Origin of the sequence: Streptomyces sp. NPDC047117 (assembly GCF_040643545.1) — a bacterium.
In the GTDB taxonomy this organism is placed as follows: Bacteria; Actinomycetota; Actinomycetes; order Streptomycetales; family Streptomycetaceae; genus Streptomyces.
In genome coordinates, this window is sequence record NZ_JBEYUN010000011.1 from 108,577 (window position 1) to 125,031 (window position 16,455).

Annotated in this window: 17 protein-coding genes; 6 read left to right on the forward strand and 11 right to left on the reverse strand. The window is 72.5% G+C overall.

Going from position 1 to position 16,455, the window contains the following annotated elements; all coding sequences use genetic code 11:
* Positions 1-24 precede the first annotated feature (24 nt).
* The gene (locus ABZ840_RS22250) at positions 25-1,002 is read left to right on the forward strand and encodes a LysR family transcriptional regulator (protein ID WP_361561819.1); all 978 of its coding nucleotides are present in this window, start codon (positions 25-27) and stop codon (positions 1,000-1,002) included.
* On the opposite strand, the gene ABZ840_RS22255 is transcribed toward ABZ840_RS22250, so the two are convergent.
* Genes ABZ840_RS22255 through ABZ840_RS22270 form a run of 4 tightly spaced genes read right to left on the reverse strand, consistent with a single transcriptional unit; the run spans position 980 to position 5,471 of the window.
* The gene (locus tag ABZ840_RS22255; protein WP_361561820.1) at positions 980-1,762 is read right to left on the reverse strand and encodes an SDR family NAD(P)-dependent oxidoreductase; all 783 of its coding nucleotides are present in this window, start codon (positions 1,760-1,762) and stop codon (positions 980-982) included. The two genes, ABZ840_RS22250 and ABZ840_RS22255, sit on opposite strands and share 23 nt — an antisense overlap.
* Positions 1,755-2,285 carry a cupin domain-containing protein gene (locus ABZ840_RS22260; RefSeq protein WP_361561821.1) on the reverse strand — a complete coding sequence of 177 codons (531 nt, stop codon included), beginning with the start codon at positions 2,283-2,285 and terminating at the stop codon, positions 1,755-1,757. Before ABZ840_RS22260 ends, ABZ840_RS22255 begins: the two co-directional genes overlap by 8 nt.
* Positions 2,286-2,320: 35 nt before the next feature.
* Positions 2,321-4,057, reverse strand: coding sequence for an alpha-L-fucosidase (locus ABZ840_RS22265; RefSeq protein ID WP_361561822.1), 1,737 nt, complete (start codon positions 4,055-4,057; stop codon positions 2,321-2,323).
* A 49-nt stretch (positions 4,058-4,106) separates the two neighbouring features.
* Complete coding sequence (locus tag ABZ840_RS22270; RefSeq protein WP_361561823.1) at positions 4,107-5,471, reverse strand: sugar porter family MFS transporter; 1,365 nt, start codon at positions 5,469-5,471, stop codon at positions 4,107-4,109.
* 214 nt (positions 5,472-5,685) lie between these two features.
* On the opposite strand from ABZ840_RS22270, the gene ABZ840_RS22275 reads away from it, so the two are divergent.
* From ABZ840_RS22275 to ABZ840_RS22295, 5 genes are all read left to right on the forward strand, one after another.
* Positions 5,686-5,997: an L-rhamnose mutarotase gene (locus ABZ840_RS22275; protein ID WP_361561824.1), complete on the forward strand. Its 312-nt coding sequence runs from the start codon at positions 5,686-5,688 to the stop codon at positions 5,995-5,997.
* A gap of 68 nt (positions 5,998-6,065) precedes the next feature.
* Positions 6,066-6,905, forward strand: a complete 840-nt coding sequence (locus tag ABZ840_RS22280) for an amidohydrolase family protein (RefSeq protein WP_361561974.1) — start codon at positions 6,066-6,068, stop codon at positions 6,903-6,905.
* Positions 6,906-7,002: 97 nt separating this feature from the next.
* Complete coding sequence (locus tag ABZ840_RS22285; RefSeq protein ID WP_361561825.1) at positions 7,003-8,439, forward strand: L-fuconate dehydratase; 1,437 nt, start codon at positions 7,003-7,005, stop codon at positions 8,437-8,439.
* Entirely contained in the window at positions 8,436-9,194 is a 759-nt protein-coding gene (locus tag ABZ840_RS22290; RefSeq protein WP_361561826.1) for a glucose 1-dehydrogenase, read from the forward strand. Before ABZ840_RS22285 ends, ABZ840_RS22290 begins: the two co-directional genes overlap by 4 nt.
* Positions 9,195-9,259: 65 nt before the next feature.
* Entirely contained in the window at positions 9,260-10,294 is a 1,035-nt protein-coding gene (locus tag ABZ840_RS22295) for an aldo/keto reductase (RefSeq protein WP_361561827.1), read from the forward strand.
* Positions 10,295-10,304: 10 nt separating this feature from the next.
* Here ABZ840_RS22295 and ABZ840_RS22300 read toward each other — a convergent pair whose 3' ends face one another.
* From ABZ840_RS22300 to ABZ840_RS22330, 7 genes are all read right to left on the reverse strand, one after another.
* Complete coding sequence (locus ABZ840_RS22300) at positions 10,305-10,862, reverse strand: 2'-5' RNA ligase family protein (protein WP_361561828.1); 558 nt, start codon at positions 10,860-10,862, stop codon at positions 10,305-10,307.
* Positions 10,863-11,039: 177 nt separating this feature from the next.
* On the reverse strand, positions 11,040-11,645 hold the full coding sequence (locus ABZ840_RS22305; protein ID WP_361561829.1) for a hypothetical protein: 606 nt from the start codon (positions 11,643-11,645) through the stop codon (positions 11,040-11,042).
* Positions 11,642-12,418, reverse strand: a complete 777-nt coding sequence (locus ABZ840_RS22310; RefSeq protein ID WP_361561975.1) for a carbohydrate ABC transporter permease — start codon at positions 12,416-12,418, stop codon at positions 11,642-11,644. Before ABZ840_RS22310 ends, ABZ840_RS22305 begins: the two co-directional genes overlap by 4 nt.
* A gap of 56 nt (positions 12,419-12,474) precedes the next feature.
* A complete protein-coding gene (locus ABZ840_RS22315) occupies positions 12,475-13,467 on the reverse strand; it encodes a sugar ABC transporter permease (protein ID WP_361561830.1) in 993 nt (330 codons plus the stop codon).
* Positions 13,464-14,741 carry an extracellular solute-binding protein gene (locus ABZ840_RS22320; protein WP_361561831.1) on the reverse strand — a complete coding sequence of 426 codons (1,278 nt, stop codon included), beginning with the start codon at positions 14,739-14,741 and terminating at the stop codon, positions 13,464-13,466. The genes ABZ840_RS22315 and ABZ840_RS22320 overlap by 4 nt, the downstream gene beginning before the upstream one ends.
* Before the next feature lie 2 nt (positions 14,742-14,743).
* Complete coding sequence (locus ABZ840_RS22325; protein ID WP_361561976.1) at positions 14,744-15,490, reverse strand: cupin domain-containing protein; 747 nt, start codon at positions 15,488-15,490, stop codon at positions 14,744-14,746.
* A 17-nt stretch (positions 15,491-15,507) separates the two neighbouring features.
* On the reverse strand, positions 15,508-16,455 hold the full coding sequence (locus tag ABZ840_RS22330) for a PmoA family protein (protein WP_361561832.1): 948 nt from the start codon (positions 16,453-16,455) through the stop codon (positions 15,508-15,510).

Consider the following 16,455-nt stretch of genomic DNA (forward strand, 5'->3'; position numbering starts at 1 on the left):
GCCGAGCGAGGTGGGGAGCGACACGTGGAACTGCGTGACCTGGAGTATTTCGCCCTGGTGGCCGACGAGTTGCACTACGGCCGCGCCGCGGCCAGGCTGCACGTCTCACCCGCCGCCGTACGCCGGCGGATCCGGGACCTGGAGCGCGAGCTGGGCCTGATCCTGTTCGACCGGACGAGCGGCCGGGTGTCGCTCGCCGCGGCAGGCGGTGAACTGCTTCCCACGGCTCGCCGTGCGCTCTCCGCGGCGGCCGAGGTCACGGACGCCGCGCGGACCCTGCGCGCCGCCCGCCTCGGCGAACTGCGCATCGGCTGCGCACCGGGCACCGCCCGCCTCGTGGACGCGCTCATCGGCAAGGTGGCGCGGGAACACGCCGATGTGGCCGTGGTGGCCGTCCCCCTGTGGAGCCTGGAGGCCCTGGACGCGGTCGTACGCGGCGACCTCGGCCTCGCCCTGGTCCGCGACCCGCTGCCGCCGCAGGGCACCTCGTCCCTGATCGTCGGCAGGTACCGCGACGACCATGTGGCCGTCCCCGCGCCCGGTCCGCTGACCCGACAGGTGCCGGTACCGCTCGGGGTGTTCGAGGGCATGCCCTTCCTGATCAACGAGCGCGACACGGCACCCGGCGTGCACGACGCGACCGTACGCTTCTTCGCCGACCGCGGCGTGGCCCCGCTGTGGCAGCACCACCGGCTCCGCGAACAGGAGCAACTGCTCTCCCTGGTGGCGGCCGGCACGGCATCGGGCCTGGTGCACGCCCACCCCGCCGACATCGACGACCCCGCCAACATCGCCCTCCCCGGCATCGCCGTGCTGCCGCTGGCCGAGCCCGGCCCGGAGCACCGCTTCCACCTGGTCTGGCGCTCGGACGACTCCTCCGAACTGCTGCGCTCCGTCATCGACCTGATCTGCGATCACGGCTGCGACCTGGACGAGCCGGACGAGCACGAGACCGCGGACAGCGCACCCGAGGAGCGCGTCACCACGTCGGACGGGCGCTGACCCCGCCGTCGACGACCAGGTCGGTACCGGTGATCCAGGAGGCCGCGTTCGAGGCGAGGAACACGCAGGCGTCGCCGATGTCCTCGGGCCGGCCGAGCCGGGTGAGCGGCGCCGCGCGGGTCCACCGTTCGACGCCGTCCGGCCAGTCGTCGGCGAGCCCCGGACGGCCGATCAGGCCGGGGGAGACGGTGTTGACGCGGACACCGAGGTGGCCGTACTCCAGCGCGGCGGAGCGGGCGAACATGATGAGGGCGGCCTTCGACGCGCTGTAGTGCGCATGCCCCGGCGCAGGGCTCGACCCCTCGATCGAGGCGATGTGGACGATCGAGCCGCCGCCCCCGCCCTTGCGCGTCATGGCCCGTACCGCGGCCTGGGTGCAGCAGAAGGCGCTGGTCACGTTGGTCTCGGAGAGCCACCGCCAGTCCTCCGCCGTCATCTCCGCGAGTGGCTGCACCGGCTGGATCCCGGCGTTGTTGACCAGGACGTCGAGTTGACCGCGCCAGGACGCCGCCGTGTCGACCAGCCGCCGGCACTCCTCCTCCCGCGTCAGGTCCGCCTGTACGGCGCGGGCGCTGCCGCCCGCCGCGGTGATCTCCTGGACGAGCGCCGCGGCCTGCTGTTCGCTGTGGTGCCAGTGGACCACCACGGCCGCGCCGGCCTGCGCGAGCCGCCGGGCGATGCCGCCGCCGAGCAGCCCGCCGGCGCCGGTGACCAGGGCGACCCGGCCGGTCAGGCTGCCTGTTGTCTCCGTGTCAGGCATCGTCGGCCTCGCCCGGCGCGCCGTCCGGCATCCGCAGCGGGGCGCCGGGCCGGCACAGCGCCCGGATCCGTTCCGCCTGCCGGGGATACCGCCTGGTGAGGTCGTCCACGTCGCCGCCTTCGTAGTCGCTGGGCAGGAAGCCGGGCGCCATCGTCGTACCGCACAGGGACCAGCGCCCGCCCGGGAGGACCCGGGCGCCCATCCATGTACCCGCGGGCACCACGGTCTGCACCTCGCCCTCGTCCCCGCCGAGCCGCACCACCCGTCCGGCGTCCTCCGGCCCGAGGAGCAGCAGTTCGACGGCGTCGCCCCGGTAGAAGTGCCAGATCTCGTCGATGGGGAGGCGGTGCAGGGTGGAGAAGCCGTCGTCGGCGGTGGTGAGCAGCACGAGGATGGCCGTGCCGACGGGCCGCCCGGTGGCGTCCGGAGGCCCCGCCCACGTACTGCGGAACAGTCCGCCCTCGGCGGGGAGCGGACGCAGTCCGTAGCGCTCGGCGAGTTCGGCGGGTGTCGGCTCGGCCATCCCCGGCCCCTCTCCTGTCGTCGTGTGCCGGGCCGTCAGGCCGGTCCGGCGCTCCGGAAGAGGCCCAGGAACGCCAGCCGGGGAGTGGCCCGTGCCGCCGTGATGCGTACCCGTATGCGGCGGGCCGTCACCGGCGAGGACAGGACAAGAATGCGGCTGTATCCGATCGTGGTGGCGGCCGCCGTCTGCCGCCAGACCGATCCCTCCCACACGTCCACGGCGAACTCCTCGACCCGCTGCCCGCGTGTGATGTCCTCGCCCAGGCGGACGCGGTCGAACGCGACGGCCTCCGGGAGCGTCAGCTCCAGCGCGCCGGTGGCGGCGCCCCCGGCCGGTGACCAGCCGGTGGTGAGGCCGGGGCCGGTGAGCGCGGCGGCGGTCCGGCCGTGCGCCCCGGAGAGCAGGTTGGTGCCGTACGTACGGTCCAGCGCGTTGCGGAAGGCCGTCAGCTCCGCGATGTCGGCGGGGTCCACCCGCCCGTCCTTGGCTGGCGGGATGTTGAGCAGCAGGACGGCGTTGCGTCCGACGGACTTCTCGTACAGGGAGACCAGTTCGGCGGCGGTCTTCGGGCGCTGGTCGGGGTGGTGGTACCAGCCCGGGCGAAGGGAGACGTCGGCCTCGCCGGGGAACCAGCGCAGCGACGTCACGTCCGGGTTGCCGGTGAGCCGTTCCCGGGAGCCGAGGTCGGCGCCGGACTCGCCGCCGGGGACCTGCATGCCGACGCCGTCGCCGGTGACGGGCAGTACGCTCCACTCGGACTCGCGGGCGATGCCCTTCTCGTTGCCGATCCAGCGGATGCCGCAGGGCGCCTTGAAGACCACGGTCTTCGGGGACAGCTTGCCGATGATCTCGTAGAAGGTGGCGAAGTCGTACTCCTGGCTGATGCCGGCGTCGGTCCACGGGTTGGCGCCGTCCAGCCAGAGTTCGTCGATGGGGCCGTACTGGGTGAAGAGCTCGTATACCTGGTTCAGGTAGTACGCGTCGTAGTCGTTGACCGTGATGTCGAACGTCGGGAGTTCGCCCCTGGCGACGGCCCGGGCGCGGTCGTCGCCGTCGACGAGGGTGGGGAGGGTGCGCGGGGTGCGGGCGCTGCCGTTGCCGTACCGGCCGTGGCCGCCCGGGGTGCGGTCGCCGTCCTCCAGGGTGGCCTGCTCCTCGATGCTGAGCGGCTCGCCGGCCTGCTGCTTGGCCCGGATCTTCGTCACCCAGTCGGCGTGCCAGGCGTGCGGCAGCTCGGCGCCGTCGGCGGGGGAGAGGTAGACGCCGACCTTGAGGCCCGCGGCCCGCGCTGCCCGCACGTACGCGCCGAGGACGTCGCCCTTCCAGGCGCTGGCCGCGACCGAGTGCCGGGTGTAGCGCGTCGGGTAGAGGACGAAGCCGTCGTGGTGCTTGGCGGTGAGCATCACGAGCTTCGCGCCCGCCGCGCGGTACGCACGCATCCACTGCGCCACGTCCACCCGTTCCGGCGCGAACCACGCCGGGTCCTCGCACCCCGACCCCCACTCGCGGTCGGTGAAGGTGTTCATGCCGTAGTGGGTGAAGACGGTCAGCTCGTTGCGCTGCCAGGCGAGCTGGTGGGGGGTGGGCACCACGTGCGCGGCCTTGGCGACGATCCGTTCGGCGGTGTCACCGGGCGAGACGGGGATGACGGGGGCGGGGGTGATGCCACCGGCCGGGCGTGGGGCGCCGGCCGCCACCGCGGTCCGGGAGAGGAACGCGGCGGCGGGCAGCGCGGCGCCCATGGCGAGGATCGTTCTCCGGGACGGGCTCATCGTGGTCCTCCGTGGGGTGTGGTGGACGAGCGGGCGGTACGGAGTCAGGTCAGGCCGGGCGGCGCTGCCAGTACTGTTCGATCTCCTCCAGGGAGCGCCCCGCGGTCTCCGGGACGCGCCGGGCGACGTACCACGCGGCGAGCGCGGACAGCACGGCGAAGACGCCGAAGACGGTGCTGCCGATGGCCTTGAGCACGTCGGGGAAGGCCAGCGCGAAGGCGAAGTTGAGCAGGTACTGGGTGAAGGTGATCACGCCCATGCCGAGCGCGCGGGCACGCAGCGGCAGCACCTCGGGGCAGTACAGCCAGAACACCGGCCCGAGCCCGAACCCGAACGCGAAGGTGTAGACGAAGACGCAGATCACGGCGAGCACGGAAACGTCGGGAAAGAGGGCGAGCGCCACCATCGGCGGCACCTGCGCCGCCAGCGAGACGGTCAGCAGCTTCACCCTGCCCAGCCGCTCGATGAAGGGCAGCGACGCAGCGGTGGACAGCACCAGCGCGGCGCCGACGCCGTAGTTGGCGATCGTGCCGGCCTGACCGCCGTTGCCGTCGGTGAGGTGGGAGAAGATGACGGGTGCGTAGTAGACCACCGCGTTGATGCCGGTGAAGACCTGGAAGAAGGTCAGGACCAGGGTGATGCGGAGGGCGGGGCGGTAGGTGCCGGCCAGCTCCCGCAGCCCCGCGTGCTGCTGGGCCAGGCTCTCGCGGATCTCGGTGACCTCGGCCTCCGCGGTCTCCGGCGTCGCGCGCAGCCGCCGCAGCACACCGCGCGCCTCCTCCTCGCGCCCGTGCGTCATCAGCCAGCGCGGCCCTGCCGGGCTGAGGAGCATGCCGACCAGGAAGACCACGGCGGGCACGGCCCCCAGGCCGAGCATCCACTCCCACGCGCCGGCCGCCGACAGTGCGTCCCCGACTCCGTAGGCGAGCAGGATGCCGACGTTGACGGCCAGTTGGTACAGCGCGGTGATCCGGCCTCGCAGGTGCTTCGGCGCCAGCTCGCTGAGGTAGATGAGGCCGAACATGTTGGCCAGTCCGACGGCGAAGCCGAGGACGAACCGGGAGACCATCAGCGTGCCCGCATTGGGGGCCACGCCGCAGGCGACGGAACCGGCGACGAAGATGACGCCCGCCAGGATCAGCAGGTGGCGGCGGTCCCAGCGGCGGGCGGCGAGCGAGCCGCCGACGATGGCGGGCAGCGCGCCGAGCAGCAGCAGGCTGGTGACCAGGCCCTGCCCGGTGGCGTCCAGGCCGAAGCGGTCGGTCAGCGGTTGCAGCGCCCCGGAGATGGCCCCGGAGTCGTAGCCGTACAACAGGCCGGAGAGGCCGCCGAGTACGGAGATCCAGTGCACCCGCCGGGGCACCTTCTCGCCGCTGTGCGGGGCGGTTCCGGCCGGGGACTGGACCTGGCTCACGAGATCGTCCTTCCGTACGCCATACATGGGACCTATCCGGAGGGGGTGTCAGGCTCGGCGACGAAAGCTAGCCTGTGAACCCGGTCACGGCAATGGGTTGCACCGAATGCATCGCCAAGAGATCCGACCTCTTGCCCGGCCCATTCCTCCGATGTATCCCTCCGATGTATCCGTCGAGTCGCCACCCACCGTGGAAAGGACCGGAACCGGAACCATGGAACAGATCGCCCTGCACACCCGGCTCAAGCCGGGCAAGGAAGCCGAGTACGAGCGGGTGCACGCGACCATCCCCGCCGGCCTGGACGACGCGCTGCGCGCGGCCGGCGTGCACGCCTGGCGCATCTGGCGCGACGGGCTCGACCTGTTCCACCTCGTGGAGGTCGAGGACTACCGCGCGATGCGCCGCGCCCTGGCCGACCACCCGGCCAACGTCCCCTGGCAGGCCAGGATGGCCGGCCTCCTCGACGTCCAGGACAGCTACGCGGGCGACGACCACGGCCTCGGCCTGGTCTGGGAGCTGCCGTGACCGACGCGGACGAGGTGATCGACGGGCACGAGGTGACCGATGCGCACCACGTGATCAACGGGCACCATGTGATCGACGCGCACCACCACCTCTGGGACCCGGCCGTACGCGCCTACCCCTGGCTGGACCCGGAAGCGCTCGCGCCGATCCACCGCCCCTACACCCTCGGCGATCTGCAGGGCCGGACCGCGGCACACGACGTGACCGCCACCGTCCTCGTCCAGACCGTGGCCACCGCCGAGGAGACCGACGCCTTCCTCGCCACGGCCCGGGCGTCGGACGGCCTCGTCGCGGGCGTCGTCGGCTGGACCGACCTCACCGCGCCCGAACTCGCCCTGCCCGAGGACCCGTTGCTGGTCGGCATACGGCACCAGGTCGAGGACGAGCCCGACCCGCGCTGGCTGACGCGCGCCGACGTCCGGCGCTCGCTCGCGGCGCTCGGTGCCCGCGGCCTCGCGTACGACGTCCTGGTACGGGCGCCGCAGCGGCAGGCGGCGCTGGAGTGCGTGCGTGCGCTGGACGAGGTGCGGTTCGTGCTCGACCACGCCGGGAAGCCCGGCATCGCGGCGGGGGAGTGGGCGCCCTGGGCCGCCTGGATCACCGAGGCCGCCGCCTGCCCGAACACCGTGTGCAAGCTGTCCGGGCTGGTCACCGAGGCGCCGTGGTGCACCTGGACGGCCGCACTGCTGCGGCCGTACGCCGAGCACGTGCTGGCGGCGTTCGGCGCCGACCGGGTGCTGTTCGGCTCGGACTGGCCGGTGTGCGAACTCGCCGGCGGCTACGGCGCGGTACGCGCTCTCGCCGACGAGCTGCTCGGCGGCTGCACCGCGACGGAGCGGGCGGCCGTGCTCGGCGGCACCGCCCGGCGCGTCTACGGCCTGGACCTCTACGGCCCGGACATCGGATGACCTCTTGTGCCGCGGCTCGGCGTGGCCGTATGTTCGCGTCGCCGGTACAGACATCCGATGTATTTCGGCAGTGCGGCCGACGGAAGGGACGCCACCGATGAGACCGACCCGCCTCGGCCCGCCGGACGCGGAAATCCGGGCCACCGCATCCACCGGCGCGCCCACCGGCGCGCCCGCCACCACCGCGCGGATCACCTCCCTCACCGTCCACGACGTCCGCTTTCCCACCTCCCGGGAACTGGACGGCTCGGACGCCATGAACCCCGACCCCGACTACTCCGCCGCGTACGTCGTCCTCGGCACCGACGCGCCCGACGGCCTGGCGGGCCACGGCTTCGCCTTCACCATCGGCCGCGGCAACGACGTCCAGGCCGTGGCCATCGCCGCGCTCCGCCCCTACCTCGTCGGCCGCTCCGTCGCGGAGCTCTGCGCCGATCCCGGATCGCTCAGCCGCGACCTCGTCGGCGACAGCCAACTGCGCTGGCTCGGCCCGGAGAAGGGCGTGATGCACATGGCGATCGGCGCGGTGGTCAACGCCGTGTGGGACCTGGCCGCCAAGCGCCGGGGCGAGCCGCTCTGGCGGTTCCTCGCGCACGCCGAGCCCGAATGGCTCGTCTCCCAGGTCGACTTCCGCTACCTCACCGACGCCCTCACCCCCGGCGAGGCGCTGGAGCTGCTGCGCACCGGCCGGGAGGGCCTGGCCGCTCGCGAGGCCGATCTGCGCGAGCGCGGCTACCCCGCCTACACCACCTCACCCGGCTGGCTCGGCTACTCCGACGCCAAGCTCACCCGGCTCGCCGAGGAGGCCGTCGCGGCCGGCTTCACCCAGATCAAGCTGAAGGTCGGTGCCGACCTCGCCGACGACCTGCGCCGTTGCCGTACAGCGCGTGCCGTCGTCGGCCCGGACATCCGCATCGCGATCGACGCCAACCAGCGGTGGGACGTGGCCGAGGCCATCGCCTGGACCAACGCGCTGGCCGAGATCGATCCGTACTGGATCGAGGAGCCCACCAGCCCCGACGACGTCCTCGGGCACGCCGCCGTCCGCCGGGCCGTCGCGCCCGTCCGCGTCGCCACCGGCGAGCACGTGCAGAACCGCATCGTTTTCAAGCAGCTCCTCCAGGCCGGCGCGCTCGACGTGCTGCAGATCGACGCGGCCCGCGTCGGCGGCGTCAACGAGAACCTGGCGGTGCTGCTGCTGGCCGCGAAGTACGGGGTGCCGGTCTGCCCGCACGCCGGCGGCGTCGGCCTGTGCGAACTGGTCCAGCACCTCTCGATGTTCGACTACCTCGCGCTCTCCGGCACCACCGAGGACCGCGCCATCGAGTACGTCGACCACCTCCACGAACACTTCGTGACCCCCGTGGAGATCCGGGACGCGCACTACATGGCACCCACCGCACCCGGCTTCTCCGCCGAACTGCACCCCGGCACGCTCACCACGTACAGCTACCCCGGCGGCACGTTCTGGGCGGCCGACCGCGCGGCACGCACCACGGCACCTCCGACGCCACACGAAAAGGAGCAGGCATGAACGACATGAGCGGCCGCACCGCACTGGTCACCGGCGGGGCCTCGGGCATCGGCCTGGCCACCGCCCGGCTGCTCGCCGCGCGCGGTGCCCGCGTGGCCGTACTGGACCTCACCGCCGACAAGGTCGAGGAACCGCTGACCGGCCACCGCGCCGACGTCAGCGACGACGACTCCGTACGCGAGGCCGTCCGGGCCGCGGTCAGCGACCTGGGCGGCCTCGACATCCTGGTCAACAACGCCGGCATCGGCGCGGCCGGAACGGTCGAGGACAACACCGACGCCGAGTGGCACCGGGTCCTGGACGTCAACGTGCTCGGGATCGTCCGCACCAGCCGCGCGGCCCTCCCGTACCTCCGGGAGTCGGCACACGCCGCGATCGTCAACACCTGCTCCATCGCCGCCACCGCGGGGCTGCCGCAGCGCGCCCTGTACTCGGCCTCCAAGGGCGCCGTCCTCTCCCTCACCCTCGCCATGGCCGCCGACCACGTCCGCGAGGGCATCCGCGTCAACTGCGTCAACCCCGGCACCGCCGACACCCCGTGGGTCGGGCGGCTCCTGGACGCGGCCGACGACCCCGAAGCCGAACGCGCCGCGCTCAACGCCCGGCAGCCCATGGGCCGCCTCGTCACCGCCGACGAAGTGGCCGCTGCCATCGTCTACTTGGCGTCCCCGGCAGCCGCCTCGGTCACCGGCACAACGCTCGCCGTGGACGGTGGCATGGCCGGCCTGCGACTGCGCCCGGAGGCGGAACGGTGAGCGACGAGCGCCGGGGCATACCGGACGACGACCGCGCCGGCGCCGCACCAGGCACGGAGCCTCCCGTGACCGCGACACGGCCGACGGGGATTCCGCAGTCCCGTCGTCGCACCCTCGGGCGCAGCGGAGTCCCCGTCAGCGCACTGTCCCTCGGCACCGCCCCCCTCGGGAACCTCTACTCTCCCGTCGCCCCCGAGCAGGCCGCCGCCACCGTGGACGCCGCGTGGGACGCCGGCATCCGGGCCTTCGACACCGCGCCGCACTACGGACTCGGACTCGCCGAACGGCGGCTCGGTGACGCCCTGCGCGACCGGCCCCGTGCCGCATACACGGTCTCCACCAAGGTCGGCCGGCTGCTGCGCCCCGGCGGCCCGGGCGGCGACGACCTGGCCCACGGGTTCGCGGTGCCCGCCACCCACCATCGGGTCTGGGACTTCAGCGCCGACGGTGTCCGGCGCAGCATCGAGGAGAGCCTGCACCGTCTCGGCCTGGACCGGATCGACATCGCCTACCTGCACGACCCGGACGACCACGCGGAGCAGGCCTTTGGGGAGGCGTACCCGGCCCTCGAACGCCTCCGCGCCGAGGGCGTCGTCGGTGCCATCGGCGCGGGCATGAACCAGACCGCCATGCTCGCCCGCTTCCTCCGTGACACCGACGTCGACGCCGTGCTGCTGGCCGGCCGCTACACCCTGCTCGACCCCTCGGGCCTGGTGGAGGTGCTCCCGGAAGCGGCAGCGCGCCACCGCTCCGTCGTCATCGGCGGCGTCTTCAACTCCGGCCTGCTCGCCGACCCGAGCCCCGGCGCCACCTACGACTACGCGCCCGCCGCACGGCCCGTACTGGACCGCGCCCTGCGCATGAAGGCCATCGCGGAACGGCACGGCATACCACTCCGCGCCGCCGCCCTGCACTTCCCCTTCGGCCACCCGGCCGTCGCAACCGTCCTCGTAGGCGCCCGCTCACCCGCCGAAATCACCGACGCCGCCGCCCTACTGCCACGCCCCGTACCACCCACCCTCTGGACCGACCTACGAAAGGAGGGCCTACTGCCGGCCCATGTTCCGGTGCCCGAGCCCGTGCTGGGCGCCGGCGACTAGGCGAGGCCGACTAGGAGAGATCCCTGCGCACCAGGATCCGGAACGTGGAGCCGCCCGCCTGCCGCAGGTCCAGGCTCCGTGCGGGGCCGCCCTCGGACGGGATGTCCAGGTCGGCCATCGAGGCGGCGGGGATGTCCTCGCGCGCAATGCCGAGCGTGACGTGGGGCCAGTAGGTGTCCTCCTTGCCACCCAGAGTGCTCGTCAGGTCGGCGTAGAGGTCGAGGAGCTCCTGCACGGGCTCGACGCCCAGACGGATCTGCTCCCCCTTCTGGATGGTGGCGTCGTCGTAGTGGTAGTCGGGGTTCTTCTGCAGGTCCCAGCTGCCGTGCCGCACCTCGCCGGAGAAGCGGATACGGGGGACCGGCCACGTCTTGCCGCTCGTCAGCGCCGCCGCGTCGGCCAGCTTCGCCGCGTCGGCGTCGTGGAGGAAGGCCAGTGTGATGTGGATTTCCTCGCGCTTCTGCGGCTGGACCGCGTCGTGTTCCTGCTGCAGGGCGATGACGCCGTCCACCAACTCGGTCGGGATGTGCAGGCTGAAGAAGGCGTTGATCGTCCGGCCGTCCGCCATATGAGCTCCTCGCTCGGGGATCTTCCGGCGCAGCTGCCCCGGTGCAGGGGGTCTGCCCCGGTTCGCCGGGAATCCTCCCCGCCGTGCTCCGTACCGACCGAACCGGTGAACGCGGCGCCTGCCCCTTGACGGCGGCCGCCGGCTGTTCGTAGGGCAGGCACCGGTGGGCTGACGGTCTCAGCCGCTCACCCGTCGTTCCACGGCGGTGAGCGCCGCCGCGAGCGGGCCCGGGACCAGGAGGAGCAGGGGCGGCAGTACCCAGGCGCAGACCGCTGCGGTGGCCAGGGCGAGGAGGACCAGGGCTGAGCCGGGGAGGTCGCGGACGGTGTTTCGGGCGGCCGCGCGCAGGGCCGCCGGCCAGTTGTCGGCCGCCTCCTCCTGTGCGCAGGCGCGGAGTGCCAGCACCGCCAGGGCCGTGCCCGCCGTTGCCAGGAACAGTGCGAACGGCACGGCCCCCGGCAGCCCTGCGGTCGCCAGCGCCGCGTCCGCCGCGAACAGTGCGCCGAACGCGAGCAGCAGTCCGCCGGCGGTCAGGTCGGCGCGCCGGCGCCGGGCCCGGAGCGCCCGGACGTAGTGGCCGGCCGTACACGGTTCGGCGTACCGCTGGCGCCGTCGCAGCAGTGTGCAGGCCGTCGCCAGCGCTGCCGGTACGGTCACCAGCGGCAGGCAGGCCACCGCCGTGACCAGGCCGATGGCGAGTACGTCGGCGAACAGCTCGAAGCGCGGGCCGAACAGCTCGCCGGGCTCCCGCCGTCCGGACGCCTGATCCGATGCGGTGCTCATCCCTTGACCCCCGAGTTCGCCATGCCCTCGACCAGGAACCGCTGGAAGGCGAGGAAGAACAGCACGATCGGGAGCAGCGCGAAGACCGACATCGCGAACATCGGGCCGTACGCGGACTGGCTGGAGGTGTCCACGAAGGTGCGCAGGGCCAGGGTCAGCGTGTACTTGTCCGGCTCGAAGAGATAGATGAGCTGGGTGAAGAAGTCGTTCCAGGTCCAGATGAAGGTGAAGATCGCGGTGGTGATCAGCGCGGGCCGGGTGAGCGGCAGCACCACCCGCGCGAACGTACGGAACGGACCGCAGCCGTCGATCTTCGCGGCCTCCTCCAGCTCGCGCGGCAGGCCGCGCATGAACTGCACGATGAGGAAGACGAAGAACGCGTCGGTGGCCAGGAACTTCGGTAGCACCATCGGCCAGAAGGTGTTCACCATGCCGAGCTGGTTGAAGACGATGTACTGCGGGATGAGCACCGCGTGGTGCGGCAGCATGATCGTGGCGATCATGAAGGCGAACAGTGGCCCGCGCAGCTTGAACCGTAGCCGCGCGAAGGCGTACGCGGCGAGCGAGCAGCTGAGGACGTTGCCCAGCACGGCGCCGACGGAGATGGTCAGCGAGTTGTCGAACAGCTTCAGCAGGCTGACGCCCTGGATGCCGGTGGCGGCCGTCGTGTAGTTCTCGGTGGCGAGCCGGGAAGGCAGCAGCGCGAGGCTGGCGAGCACCTCGTCGGCCGGTTTGAAGGACGTCGCGATCAGCCACCCCAGCGGGTACAGCATGACGGCCAGGACCACGAGACAGCCCGTGTGCAGGGCGGCGCGGGGCCAGTTGACGGTCAAAGGCCGCCCTCCTCGTTCGCGTAGAAGACCCAGGACCGGGAGGTGCGGAAGAGCACCGCGGTGACGATGCCGATGGCGATCAGCAGCACCCACGCCATCGCGGAGGCGTAACCCATGTGCGAGGCGGTGAAGCCGCGGTCGTACAGGTACAGCGTGTAGAAGAGCGTGGAGTCGGCGGGACCGCCCCGGCCGGCGCTCACCGCGAACGCCGGGGTGAACACCTGGAACGCCTGGATGGTCTGCAGTACCAGGTTGAAGAAGAGCACCGGGGACAGCATCGGCAGGGTGATCGAGACGAACTGCCGCCACCGGCCCGCGCCGTCCACCGACGCCGCCTCGTACAGCTCCCTCGGTATCTGCTGGAGACCCGCCAGGAAGATGACCATCGGCGCGCCGAACTGCCACACCGTCAGCAGCGCCACGGACAGCAGCGCCCAGCCGGGCTTGTTGATCCAGCCGCCGGTGTGCAGACCGAGCGATCCGAGCACGTTGTCGACGGTGCCGCCGTCGTTGAACAGCGCCCGCCACACCAGCGCGATGCTCATCGACGCGCCGAGCAGCGACGGGGCGTAGAACGCCGACCGGTAGAAGGCCTTGCCGCGCTTCATCGATTTGAGCGCCAGCGCCACGGCCAGTGCCAGTGCGAGCTGCAACGGCACGGCCACCACGACGTACAGCAGTGTGTTGCCGACCGAACGCAGCACCCGCGGGTCCTCGGTGAACATCTGCGTGTAGTTGCGCAGGCCCACCCAGGACGGCGGGTCGAAGAGGTCGTAGTCGGTGAAGGAGAGGTAGAGGGAGACCGCCATGGGGAGCAGGGTGAGGACGGTGGCGCCCAGCACCCAGGGGGAGAGGAACACCCAGGCGGCGCCCTCCCGTTCCCGCTTCGGCCGCCGCTTCCCCGGGCTGCTCTGGGGTCCGGTTGGTGTCCCGGTGACCGGGCGCTGCCGGGGGAGTGCGGCCGTCTGGTCCATCGCTCGCGTGCTCACGGTCTCAGCTCCGTCCGTGCCTCGGTCAGGAAGTCCTCGGCGACCTCCCGGGGTGACGCCTGCTCGAAGGAGACCTGGTCGTAGTCGCGCCCGAAGGTCGACTGCAGGCCGTTGTCGCCGCGCGGCGGTGCGGCCGGCGGGTCCTTGAGCTTGCCCTGGAGGGACTCCTGGAGCCCGGCGACCTGCTGCTGGAAGCCGGTGACCTTGGGCAGGACCCGGGCCCGCTGGCGGTCGTTGACCGGGGTGCCGCGGTCCACGCCGAGGATGTCGGCGGCCTTGTCGGAGTTGAGGAGGAAGTCGATGAAGAGCGCCGCCTCGCGCGGGTGCGCGCTGTCGGCGGCGATCCCGAGCAGCATCGACGGCTTGTAGTACTGGCCGGGCGTGCCGTCCGGGCCCGCCGGCATCGGCGCGAGCGCCAGCCGGTCCCCGTACAGCGCCTCGTAACCGGCCGACGGGGCGTCCCAGTTGAACTCCGCCACGGCCCGCTTGCGGCCCATCGGGGAGTCCTCGACCGCTCCTCCGGCCATCTGCGTGGTGTCCTCGGCTCTGCTGACCAGCCCCTCCCTACGCAGCTCGGAGACGAAGGTCCAGAACCGGGCCAGGTCCGCCGCGCCGAACGCGGTCTGCCCGTCCTTGCCGTACAGCCGCTTGCCCTGCCCCCGCAGCCAGACCTCGAACCAGTCCTCCATCTGACCCGGGTCGGTCATGGGCCGCTCGTACCCGGCGGCCTTCAGCTTCCGCGCCGCGCTCACCCAGTCGTCCCAGGTCCAGCCCGGCTTCGGGGTGGCGAGCCCGGCCTTCCGCCAGGCCGTCCTGTCGTACGCCATGGCCTGCGTGCCGACGCCCATCGGCAGTGCGTACTGCACACCGCCGACCTGCCCGGTCTTCAACAGGCCGGAGTCCATCTCCTTGGTCGGTAGCGTCCTGCGCCGGGTGTTGAGATCCAGCAGGATCTCGGCGCCCGCGTACTGGCTGATCTGCCGGTAGTCCAGCTGGATGAGGTCGGGCACGTCGCCGCCGGCCGCCTGCGTGGCCAGCTTCTGCTTGTACGACTCGTAGGTGGAGTACGAGGTCTGGATGTCGATGTCCGGGTGTGCCTTCTCGAAGGCGGCGACCGCCTGCTCGGTGCGTGCTGCCCGGTCCGCGTTGCCCCACCAGGTGAAGCGCAGCGTGACCTTGCCGCCGGCGGCGGTGGACGCGCCACCGCCGCCGCAGCCCGCGAGGGCCAGGCACAGGACGAGGACCGCGGCCGCGGCCGTTCTGATCCGCCGCATGGTCACTCGCCGTAGTAGGGGAGCGTGGTGCCGGGCAGTTCGTACTCGTCGCGGCGGCCGCACATGCCGTACCCGCCGCGCCGGGTCGGACTCGTGGCCCGCACCCCGCCCTCGGCCAGGTGCGCCGCGTCCCCCGTCCCGAGCGCGTCCAGGTGCGTTCCGGTGCGCTCGGCCGCGGCCAGCGCCCCTTCGCGCCACCGCGCCCGCCAGTCCGTCACCTTGGGCGCGACCAGCCGGGCCGCCGCCTCGTGGAAGGCGCGCAGCGGCCCGTCGTCACCGTCCGCCAGCGCCGTACGCAGCGCCTGGTACCCCTCGACGGCCAGGTCCCGGCGCTTGCGTGCCGCGGCCTCCGCCGCCGGGCCCTCCTTCGCGGGCAGTGCGGCGGCCGCCGCGTACGCCACGGGGTCGGCCAGCACCTCGGGCGGGAAGGTGAAGACCGCGTCGCCGGCCTCCGGCAGCCCGCCGTTCTGCATCAGCACCGTCACCCGCAGCCCGTCACCGTTGACCATGCGGTGCACGGTCCCGGGTGTGAACCAGGCGATCACGCCCGGCTCCAGCGGCGTCTCGCGGTACCCGTCCACCACGCTCAGCGTCTGCACGGCGCCCCGCCCGCCGGTGACGACGTACGCCTCCGTGCAGACGAGGTGCAGATGCGGGCTGCCCCCGCACACGCCGTCGGCGGCCTCCCACTCGTAGGCGCCGATGTGCGACAGCCCGATGCCGCCCGGCAGCGGTGCGTCCATGACCATCTCCGGTTCCTCCCCGCTCACCAGGCCAGCGACTTCAGGTGGGATTCGATGCGGTCGGGCTCCCACGTCCCGTCGGCGACCAGCACCCGGTACCGGTACGCGAAGGACGCGCCCGGTGCCAGCGCGAACTCCTCGAAGAACGCCCAGGAGAACGCCACGGTCGGCACCGGCTCGGACCGCACGAACCAGTGCGAGGCGTGCACCGAGTCCGCGTTCTCCGGCGCGTGCGCGAAGACCAGCGTGGACTGCGCGTCCACGTCGTCGTGCGCGCCGATCAGCGCGAGCCACGGCTGTTCCGCGGCCGGCGTGCCCATCGTCTCCTCGTCCGTGCTGGGGCCGGCCGGCGTCAGCACCTGCCCGCCCGTGAAGTCGCGCGGCCCGCGCCAGTGCAGCCCGGTGTAGCCCGCCATCTCGCGGCCCGCCGTAGTCGGCGAGCCGAAGCGCAACGCCTCGTCCCGTACGTTGGTCAGCCGGATCGACCAGTCGATCGCGTACGCGCCCGCCTCCGCATCGACCGAATGCACCGACACGTCGCGCCGCTCCCGCGCCCACTCATCGCCGCCGTTCTCCACCCAGGTCAGCGACTCGGTGAAGGCCAGCCGGTCCGCGCCGACGTCGAACGCGTCGAAGCCGTCGTGGCGCATCGAGCCGACGCGCTCGTGGAGCGGCAGGTAACCCTCGCCGTGCACATAGGAGTTGCCGCCCCAGAAGTTCTGCCCGGACAGATGGCTGGCGGTCATCTGCAGGCCCTTGTGCCAGCGGTGGTCATGCGGCCGGTAGCCGCTGACCAGGTTCCCGGCGAGGGTGCGCAGCGGGTGCACGTACGGCTTGCGGGACTCGAAGGCCTCCGGGTCCGGAGCGTAGACGTACGACAGCAGCTCGGTGCCGCCGGCGGCCACACGGATGCGCTCGCCGTGGGTGTGGGTGACGGTGATCGGCGTCGTGGGGCTGGTGGATGCGCTCAT

Coding starts and splice junctions, on each gene's coding strand:
- ABZ840_RS22275 (WP_361561824.1), top strand. CDS start 5,686: ATGGAACAGATCGCCCTGCACACCCGGCTCAAGCCGGGCAAGGAAGCC.
- ABZ840_RS22290 (WP_361561826.1), top strand. CDS start 8,436: ATGAACGACATGAGCGGCCGCACCGCACTGGTCACCGGCGGGGCCTCG.
- ABZ840_RS22320 (WP_361561831.1), bottom strand. CDS start 14,741: ATGCGGCGGATCAGAACGGCCGCGGCCGCGGTCCTCGTCCTGTGCCTG.
- ABZ840_RS22265 (WP_361561822.1), bottom strand. CDS start 4,057: ATGAGCCCGTCCCGGAGAACGATCCTCGCCATGGGCGCCGCGCTGCCC.
- ABZ840_RS22255 (WP_361561820.1), bottom strand. CDS start 1,762: ATGCCTGACACGGAGACAACAGGCAGCCTGACCGGCCGGGTCGCCCTG.
- ABZ840_RS22285 (WP_361561825.1), top strand. CDS start 7,003: ATGAGACCGACCCGCCTCGGCCCGCCGGACGCGGAAATCCGGGCCACC.
- ABZ840_RS22305 (WP_361561829.1), bottom strand. CDS start 11,645: ATGAGCACCGCATCGGATCAGGCGTCCGGACGGCGGGAGCCCGGCGAG.
- ABZ840_RS22260 (WP_361561821.1), bottom strand. CDS start 2,285: ATGGCCGAGCCGACACCCGCCGAACTCGCCGAGCGCTACGGACTGCGT.
- ABZ840_RS22310 (WP_361561975.1), bottom strand. CDS start 12,418: ATGCTGTACCCGCTGGGGTGGCTGATCGCGACGTCCTTCAAACCGGCC.
- ABZ840_RS22330 (WP_361561832.1), bottom strand. CDS start 16,455: ATGAGCGCATCCACCAGCCCCACGACGCCGATCACCGTCACCCACACC.
- ABZ840_RS22300 (WP_361561828.1), bottom strand. CDS start 10,862: ATGGCGGACGGCCGGACGATCAACGCCTTCTTCAGCCTGCACATCCCG.
- ABZ840_RS22325 (WP_361561976.1), bottom strand. CDS start 15,490: ATGGTCATGGACGCACCGCTGCCGGGCGGCATCGGGCTGTCGCACATC.